The sequence below is a fragment of the Helicobacter pylori genome (assembly GCF_001998165.1).
In the GTDB taxonomy this organism is placed as follows: Bacteria; Campylobacterota; Campylobacteria; order Campylobacterales; family Helicobacteraceae; genus Helicobacter; species Helicobacter pylori_DL.
The window spans coordinates 1-235 of sequence record NZ_MTWR01000140.1 but is presented as its reverse complement, the minus strand read 5'-3'; the positions used below and the strand labels follow the sequence as shown (position 1 = coordinate 235).

Sequence of the window (235 nt, the reverse complement as noted above, 5' to 3'; positions counted from 1 at the left end):
ATTTGCTCTATGAAATCAGTCTGATCATTAGAGGCGAAGATCATGTGAGTAACACCCCCAAACAAATTTTAATCCAGCAAGCTTTAGGCTCAAACGATCCGATTGTTTATGCGCATTTGCCCATTATTTTAGATGAAGTAAGCGGTAAAAAGATGAGCAAAAGAGATGAAGCGTCCAGCGTGAAATGGCTTTTGAATAGTTTGTTTGAAGCGAATGTAAGCACAATATCGTAAAA

At 37.9% G+C, this 235-nt stretch carries 1 pseudogene; it reads left to right on the top strand.

Annotation, left to right across the window (positions count from 1 at the left end):
• Positions 1-206: pseudogene (locus tag BZK24_RS08570) on the top strand (glutamate--tRNA ligase family protein); the annotation flags it as partial.
• Positions 207-235 lie beyond the last annotated feature (29 nt).